We start from the raw sequence: 7,901 nt of genomic DNA, 5'->3' as shown, positions 1-7,901 counted from the left end.
CCCCGCCCGTCCCCGTTTCTTTACTTGTGGGGGCCCCCCCCCCCACCGTTCGGGTACCGCCCCCCCCCACCCACCCCCCCGGGGGGGGGGCCCCCCCCCCCCCGCCCCCCCCCCCTTCGGCATATCCGCTTGAGTTCTCCCGCGGCGGGTCGCCTGACCGAACGGCGACCGCCTGAACGGGAGATCGGGGGTGCCACTCGTGCGGATCGGACTGCTCACGGAAGGTGGTTATCCGTATGCGACGGGAGAGGCGAGGCTGTGGTGCGACCGGCTCGTGCGCGGGCTCCCGCAGCACGAGTTCGAGGTCTACGCACTGAGCCGCAGCGCCGAGCAGGAACGCGCCCGGGTGTCCCTGCCCGAGCACGTCACCCGGGTCCGGACGGCCCCCCTGTGGGCCCCCGCCGACGACGGGCGGACCTACTCCCGCCGGGAGCGCCGGCGGTTCGTGGACTGCTTCAAGGAGCTGGTCCAGGGGATCTGCGGCGGTGAGGCCCAGCCCTTCGCGGCCGGACTGTACGGGCTCGCCGGACTCGCCCGCGAACAGGGCGGGATGTACGCGGCCCTGCGCTCCGAGTCCGCGGTGCGCGCCCTGGAGTCCGCCTGCCGGGCGCCGGGCGCGGCGCGCACCGTACAGACCGCGCAGGTGGCCGACCTGCTGGAGTTCGTGGACGAACTGGAGGTCATGCTGCGGCCGTTGTCCCTCGACTGGTACGGGGAGGACGCCCAGGACGGGGGCAGCCTCGGCGAGGCCGACATCTGCCACGCGACCGCGGGCGGCGTGGCGGCGCTCCCCGGACTTCTGGCCAAACGCTTCTTCGGGGTCCCGCTGTTGGTCACCGAGTACGGGGTCCAGCTCCGGGCCCACTACCTGGCCCAGCTCGACACCCACGGCGAGCCGGAGACCCGCCCCGCCGTACGGGCCCTGCTCGCGGCCTTCCACCTGAGGCTGGCCACCGAGATCTACGCCCGCGCCGACTTCCTGACCCCCGGGAACGCGCACGCCCGGCGCTGGCAGGAGCGGTGCGGGGCCACCCGGGAACGGCTGCGGACCGTCTATCCGGGGATGGAGGCGGACCGATTCGCCACCGTCGGCGAGGCCGCGGACTGCGGGGACCCCGACACGCTGGTGTGGGTCGGCCGGATAGAGCCGGCCAAGGACCTCATCGCCCTGCTGCACGCCTTCGCCGAGGTCCGCCGGGCCGCGCCCGGCACCCGGCTGCGGATCTTCGCCACGGCCGCGACCCCCGACTACCTCGCCGACTGCCGTTCGCTGGCCGCCCAACTCTTCCCCGACGAGGCCGCCGACTCGGTCACGGTCGGGGAGAACCCGGTCACCTTCGAGGAGATCGGCGGACCCGACGCCCCCACCACGGCCGAGGCGTACGGCGCCGGGCGCGTCGTCGTCCTGTCCTCCGTGATCGAGGGCTTCCCGGTCACCCTCGCCGAGGCGATGTTCTGCGGGCGCGCCACCGTCTCCACCGACGTGGGCGCGGTCTGCGAGGTCATCGGCGGCACCGGGCTCGTCGTCCCACCGCGCAATCCCCGGGCGCTCGCCGAGGCCTGCCTGTCCCTGCTGCAGGACCCCGAGCGGGCGCAGCGGCTCGGCGCCGCCGCCCGGGCGCGGGCCCTGGAGCTCTTCACCGTCGAGCAGAACGTGGCCGCCTTCCAGCAGATCTACCTGCGGCTGCTGGCCAAGGGCTCCGTCCGGCCGGGCGGCGAGGTCCCCTTCGCCCGGCCCCCGGAAGCCCGGGTGCCGGGTCACTGGACCAGCCCGACGTGGGCCGGCGCTCCGGAGTCGTCCTCGGAGGCCGCCGTATGACCACCGCCGACCCCGAGATCGCGTCCCCGCCGAACCCGACTCCGCCGAACCCGACTCCACCGACCCCGCCGAATCCGGCCGCGCCGGCCCTGCCCCACCCAGCCTCGCCGGCGTTCGAGGCGCGGGGTCCGGGGCAGAGCCCCGGCAGCGGTGCCGCAGAGGTGGTGCGGGCTTCCGGTGCACGGTCCGCCGCGGCGCCGTTGCCCGGGGCCCTGCCCCCGGACCCCCGCGCCTCGAACGCCGGCGAGGCTGACATGCCCCCCGGCGAGGCCGACATCGCTCCCAGCGGGGTGGAAGGGGCGCGCGTCGGCTCGGCCGCCAGGCCGACTCGGCGGCGGGTCGCCGGGGATCCTGTCAAGGCGTTGTTGCACCGGCATCGGGAACTGTGCGAGCGCGCCGTGGATCCGCTGGAGATCGCCGCCGGGCTGGAGGCCCACGGCATCACCGACCGCACCGCCGCCCGCTTCCGGCACCGGGACGTCTTCTCGCTCGCCGAGGAGCTGTACGCGCGCAGCCCCCACGAGACGATCGCCGCCGCCGCGCCCGCCCTGGTCCCGGCCGGCCCCGCCGCGTTCCGCGGCTTCGGCTACGCGCTGCTGCCCGCCGCCCTCGCCTGCGCCGCGGCCGCCGCCGGTCAGGCGTGGGCCGGGGTCGCCGCCGTGGCCGCCGTCACCGCCGCCCTGGTGTGGCCCGGGCGGGCCACCGGGGGCCGATTCCCTTACCTGGCGCACCTGTTGACCGCGGCCGTCGCCGGCTGGGCCGTGTACCGCTACGGCACCGCCCTCGCCGTCGGCCTCGCGCTGGCCGTCGTCCCCGGGCACCTGGCCACCGTCGCCTTCGCCGCCGGGGCCCGGGCCCGGCTCGACGGCAGCCGCGCCCTGGAGGACTTCGCGGACCGGGCCCGTCCGCTGCTGCTGGCGGCCGTCGCCCTGTTCACCGGGGGCGCCGCCGCGGCCGCCGCGCTCGCGGGCACGCCGCTGTCCGTGGCCGTTCCGCTCGCGCTGCTGCTGTTCCTCACCCGGCTCCTGCTGCGGCACGGAGCACACCGCGCACCCCTCGGTGCGGCGCTCGCCCTCGCCCTGGTCCCCGTCCCCGCGGCGGCCCTCGCCGCCGCGGCCGGACTCCTCGTACACGCCGTACTCGCCCTGGCCCGCGCCTCCGCGCATGCGCGGCCCTGACGTCCCCGGACGTCCCCGGACCTTCGGAGCCGACGCCGAAGCGCTTTACCCGTACCCCGCCCCACCCATCCGTCCATCCGTCCGTCCACAAGGAGAAACAGACATGACCGGCCAGCCAACCAACCAAGGGGTCACGCGATGAGGGTGCTGCTGATCGGAGCCAACGGATACCTCGGCCGCTACGTCGCCGACCGGCTGCTCGCCGACCCCGCCGTCCAGCTCACCGCGCTCGGCCGCGGCGACGACGCCGACGTCCGTTTCGACCTCGCCACCGGCAGCCCCGGCGCGCTCACCCGCTTCCTCGACGCCGTCCACCCCGGCGTCGTCATCAACTGCGCCGGAGCCACCCGGGGCGGGGCCCGGGAACTCACCCGGCACAACACCGTCGCCGTCGCGACGATCTGCGAGTCGCTGCGCCGCAGCGGCTGCGGGGCCCGGTTGGTGCAGCTCGGCTGCGCCGCCGAGTACGGGCCCAGTCAGCCCGGATCGTCCACGGCCGAGGACGCCGTGCCGAGACCGGGTGGACCGTACGGCGTGAGCAAACTGGCCGCCACCGAGCTGGTCCTGGGCTCCGGGCTGGACGCCGTCGTCCTGCGGATCTTCTCGCCCGTCGGCCCCGGCACCCCCGCCGGCTCCCCGCTCGGCCGGCTCGCCGAGGCCATGCGCCGCGCGATGCAGGCGGGCGACGGGGAGCTCAAGCTCAGCGGGCTCGGCGTGCAGCGCGACTTCGTGGACGTACGGGACGTGGCGCGGGCCGTGCACGCCGCCTCGCTGTCGGCCGCCCAAGGCGTGGTCAACATCGGCACGGGCCGCGCGGTCCGGCTGCGCGACGCGGCCGCCGTCCTCGCCCGGGTCGCCGGATACGGCGGAGCCCTGCACGAGCTGGACGTCCCGCACGGCGGACCCCAGCAGGCGCACGGGCACCCCGGCCGACCGGCCGGACTCGCCACCATCGGCTCACCGCGCTCCGAGGCCACCGCCGAACAGATGGCCGCCGCGGCCCCCCAGCCGTACCCCTACCCGGACGGCTGCGGAGCCTGGCAGCAGGCGGACGTCCGTACCGCCCGGGACCGGCTGGGCTGGCGGCCCCGGATCAACCTGGAGGAATCCCTCGCGGACATCTGGATGGAGGCGGCGTGCCGCATCTGACGACGCCGCCGGGATCCATGACCGCCGCCGCGACCGAGGCCGGTCGCCTCGGTCTCGGCATCCCCGGATACGCGCACCCGCTGCTCGCCCCCGTCGAGTGGGCCGAGCTGACCCGCCCTGGCACCCCGCTGCACTGGGCCGTGCTCAACGTGGCGGACGGGCCGGGCGGGCGTCCCGATCCGCACTGCACGGAGGCGGCCGCCAAGCTGCGGCGCGCGGGCGGCACGGTCCTCGGTCATCTCGCGATGCGAGACGGAGCACGGTCCTTCGGGGAGTTGATCTCCGACGCCCACCGCTTCCGGGACTGGTACGGCGTCGGCGGTTTCTACCTCGCCGGAGCTCCGGCCGGCAAGGCGGAGCTGGCCTCGGTGTGCCGGGTCGTGGACACCCTGCGCAGCCTGGGCGTGGACCTGCGGATCGTGCTCGGACACGGCACGCACCCCTACGAGGGCTACGCGGACATCGCCGACCAACTGGTCACCTTCTCCGGGTCCTGGGCCGACTACCGCTGGTCGCAGGTGGCGGAGTGGACGGCGGACCACCCGGCGGAGCGCTTCTGCCACCTCGTCCACGGGGTGCCGCGCACGCATCTGGAGGAGGCGATGCGGGTCGCCCGCTGGCAGGGCGCCGGCACGATCTGGTTCACCGACCGGCGCGGTGTGCGCGGCAGCGACCCGTGGGCCTCCATGCCCGCGTACTGGGACGAAATCGTCTCACGGATCGGGACAGGTGTCTTGGAATGAAGACGGCCGTGGCAGTGTTACGGAGAGAACAACCATTCAGTTCGCTCCCTGCACCTGCGGGGATGCTCCCACCTCCGGAGTGCCCGTGTCGCTGCCACCGCTGGTCGAGCCAGCAGCTGAGCTCACCGTAGACGAGGTCCGCCGGTATTCGCGGCACCTGATCATCCCGGACGTCGGGATGGACGGCCAGAAGCGCCTGAAGAACGCCAAGGTGCTGGCCGTGGGTGCCGGCGGTCTCGGTTCGCCCGCCCTCATGTACCTCGCCGCGGCCGGTGTCGGCACGCTCGGCATCGTGGAGTTCGACGAGGTCGACGAGTCGAACCTGCAGCGCCAGATCATCCACAGCCAGGCGGACATCGGCCGTTCCAAGGCCGAGTCGGCCCGCGACAGCGTGCTGGGCATCAACCCGTACGTGAACGTGGTCCTTCACGAAGAGCGGCTCGAAGCCGAGAACGTGATGGAGATCTTCAGCCAGTACGACCTCATCGTCGACGGCACGGACAACTTCGCCACGCGCTACCTGGTGAACGACGCCTGCGTGCTGCTGAACAAGCCGTACGTGTGGGGCTCGATCTACCGCTTCGACGGCCAGGCCTCGGTCTTCTGGTCCGAGCACGGCCCGTGCTACCGCTGCCTCTACCCGGAGCCCCCGCCGCCGGGCATGGTCCCGAGCTGCGCCGAGGGCGGCGTGCTGGGCGTGCTCTGCGCGTCCATCGGGTCCATCCAGGTCACCGAGGCCATCAAGGTCCTCACGGGTGTCGGTGAGCCGCTGGTCGGCCGCCTGATGATCTACGACGCCCTGGAGATGCAGTACCGCCAGGTCAAGGTCCGCAAGGACCCCGACTGCGCGGTCTGCGGTCCGAACGCGACCGTCACCGAGCTCATCGACTACGAGGCCTTCTGCGGCGTCGTGTCGGAGGAGGCCCAGGAGGCGGCCGCCGGTTCGACGATCACTCCCAAGCAGCTCAAGGAGTGGATCGACACCGACGAGCCCATCGAGATCATCGACGTCCGCGAGATCAACGAGTACGAGATCGTCTCGATCCCCGGCGCGAAGCTGATCCCCAAGGGCGAGTTCCTGATGGGCACCGCCCTCCAGGACCTGCCGCAGGACAAGCGCATCGTCCTGCACTGCAAGACGGGTGTCCGCAGTGCGGAAGTCCTCGCGGTGCTGAAGTCCGCGGGCTTCGCGGACGCGGTGCACGTCGGCGGCGGCGTGATCGGCTGGGTCCACCAGATCGAGCCCGAGAAGCCGGTCTACTAGGCGGGACCCGGGCTCACCGGACGTGACCGAAGGGGCCGTACCTCGCGCGCGAGGTACGGCCCCTTCGGCATTCACGCCTGCGGACCCGGACGGACCCGGACGCGGACCCGGACCGGATCAGGCGGGTGTCGGCGGCTCCGGTGTCTCGGGCGGTGTCGGGTTCGGGGCGGCGGTGCAGACGGTGCCGCCCGCCGGCGGCGTGCCGTCCAACAGATAGGTGTTGACCGCCTTCTGCACGCACGGGTCGCCGCTGTTGTACGCGCCGTGCCCCTCGCCCTTGTAGGTGAGCTCCACGCCCACCCCCGGGCCCAGCCGCTCCACCATGTTGCGGGCGCCCTCGTACGGGGTGGCCGGGTCGCCGGTGTTGCCGATCACGAGGATCGGTTCGGAGCCCGGCGCCGAGACGTCGGGGGTCTCCCAGGTGCCGGCCACCGGCCAGCCGGTGCAGGACAGCATGGCCCAGCCGAGCAGGTCCCCGAAGACCGGTGAGGCGGCGCGGAACTCCGCCAGCTTGGCCTTCGTCTGCTCCAGCGTGTAACGCTCCTTGTCGTCCACGCAGTTGATGGCGGTGTTGGCCGCGCCGATGTTGCTGTAACGCCCCTGAGGGTCGCGGCCGTTGAGTGCGTCCGACAGGGCCATCAGCAACTGCCCCTGACCGCCCTCCGCCTCGTCGAGGCCCTGTTCCAGCAGCGGCCACAACTCCTGGGAGTACAGGGCCTGGGCGATGCCGTTCGTCGCCTGGGTCTCGGTGAGCATCCGGTCCCCGATGCCCGGGATGGGCTTGGCGGCCAACGCCTTCTGCAGCTTGATGATGTCGGCCTCGATCTCCTGGGGCGTGCTGCCCTGGAGCCGGCACTCGTCGCCGCGGTCCACGCAGTCCTGGGCGAAGTTGCCGAGCGCGAGCTGGAAGCCCTTGGCCTGGCCCAGGGCGCTCTGCTCGGCGGTCTTGGTCGGGTCCACGACGGCGTCGAAGACGGCCCGGCCGACGTTCTTGGGGAAGAGGTGGGCGTAGACCCCGCCCAGTTCGGTGCCGTAGGAGATGCCGAAGTAGTTCAGCTTCTCGTCGCCGAGGGCCTGCCGGATGCGGTCCAGGTCGCGGGCGGCGTTCTCGGTGCCCACGTGGGGCAGCAGCTCGGCGGAGTTCTTCTTGCAGGCTTCCTGGTACGCGCGGATGTTCTCGACGAAGGCCTTCTCCTCCTGCGGAGTCTCGGGGGAGGAGTCCTCACCGAAGTACTGGTCCAGCTGCTTGTCGTTCTCGCACAGGACCGGATCGCTGCCGCCGACCCCGCGCGGGTCGAAGCTCACCAGGTCGTACCGGGCGCGCAGGGCCTCGTACTCCTTCGCGGCGCCCGGCAGCGTACTGATCCCCGAGCCGCCGGGACCGCCGAAGTTGAAGACCAGCGAGCCCAGCCGGTTCTTCTGGTCCCTGGCCTTGGCCCGGATCAGGGCGATCGGGATGGTCTCGCCCTCGGGCTTCGCGTAGTCGAGCGGGACGTCGAGGGTGGCGCACTGCCAGTCCTTGGGCGGGGCCGGACCACCGCCCTGGGCGGCGGTCGGGGCCTCGCAGTCGCCCCATTTCAGGGGCTTGACCTCCGGGGTGCCGTCGGCCGTCGTCTTCTTCCCGTCGCCGTCGCCGGAACATGCGGCCGTGGCGAGCAGCCCGGCGGCTAGCGTGGCGGCGGCGGTGACCCGCCAGGCGTGTGTCGGCATGTCCCCATCCTGTGCGCCCCGCCGCGACCCCGCCCGCG

Annotated in this window: 6 protein-coding genes; 5 read left to right on the top strand and 1 reads right to left on the bottom strand. The window is 73.4% G+C overall.

Annotation, left to right across the window (positions count from 1 at the left end):
• Nucleotides 1-199: 199 nt before the first annotated feature.
• The 5 genes from pelF to moeZ all read left to right on the top strand — a co-directional run bounded on the left by pelF (nt 200) and on the right by moeZ (nt 6,153).
• Nucleotides 200-1,819: a GT4 family glycosyltransferase PelF gene (pelF, locus tag ACGFYY_RS02035; protein WP_393706597.1), complete on the top strand. Its 1,620-nt coding sequence runs from the start codon at nt 200-202 to the stop codon at nt 1,817-1,819.
• Nucleotides 1,816-2,997: a hypothetical protein gene (locus ACGFYY_RS02030; protein ID WP_393706596.1), complete on the top strand. Its 1,182-nt coding sequence runs from the start codon at nt 1,816-1,818 to the stop codon at nt 2,995-2,997. Before pelF ends, ACGFYY_RS02030 begins: the two co-directional genes overlap by 4 nt.
• A gap of 138 nt (nt 2,998-3,135) precedes the next feature.
• A complete protein-coding gene (locus ACGFYY_RS02025) occupies nt 3,136-4,146 on the top strand; it encodes an NAD-dependent epimerase/dehydratase (RefSeq protein WP_033218566.1) in 1,011 nt (336 codons plus the stop codon).
• On the top strand, nt 4,134-4,889 hold the full coding sequence (locus tag ACGFYY_RS02020; protein ID WP_393706595.1) for a spherulation-specific family 4 protein: 756 nt from the start codon (nt 4,134-4,136) through the stop codon (nt 4,887-4,889). Before ACGFYY_RS02025 ends, ACGFYY_RS02020 begins: the two co-directional genes overlap by 13 nt.
• A gap of 85 nt (nt 4,890-4,974) precedes the next feature.
• Complete coding sequence (gene moeZ / locus ACGFYY_RS02015; protein WP_030011110.1) at nt 4,975-6,153, top strand: adenylyltransferase/sulfurtransferase MoeZ; 1,179 nt, start codon at nt 4,975-4,977, stop codon at nt 6,151-6,153.
• A gap of 117 nt (nt 6,154-6,270) precedes the next feature.
• On the opposite strand, the gene ACGFYY_RS02010 is transcribed toward moeZ, so the two are convergent.
• Nucleotides 6,271-7,863, bottom strand: a complete 1,593-nt coding sequence (locus tag ACGFYY_RS02010; RefSeq protein ID WP_393706594.1) for an alpha/beta hydrolase — start codon at nt 7,861-7,863, stop codon at nt 6,271-6,273.
• Nucleotides 7,864-7,901 lie beyond the last annotated feature (38 nt).

This window comes from Streptomyces sp. NPDC048331, assembly GCF_043201215.1.
Classification (GTDB): domain Bacteria; phylum Actinomycetota; class Actinomycetes; order Streptomycetales; family Streptomycetaceae; genus Streptomyces.
Note: the sequence above shows the minus strand (reverse complement) of the source record. Positions and strands in the feature narration are given on the sequence as shown.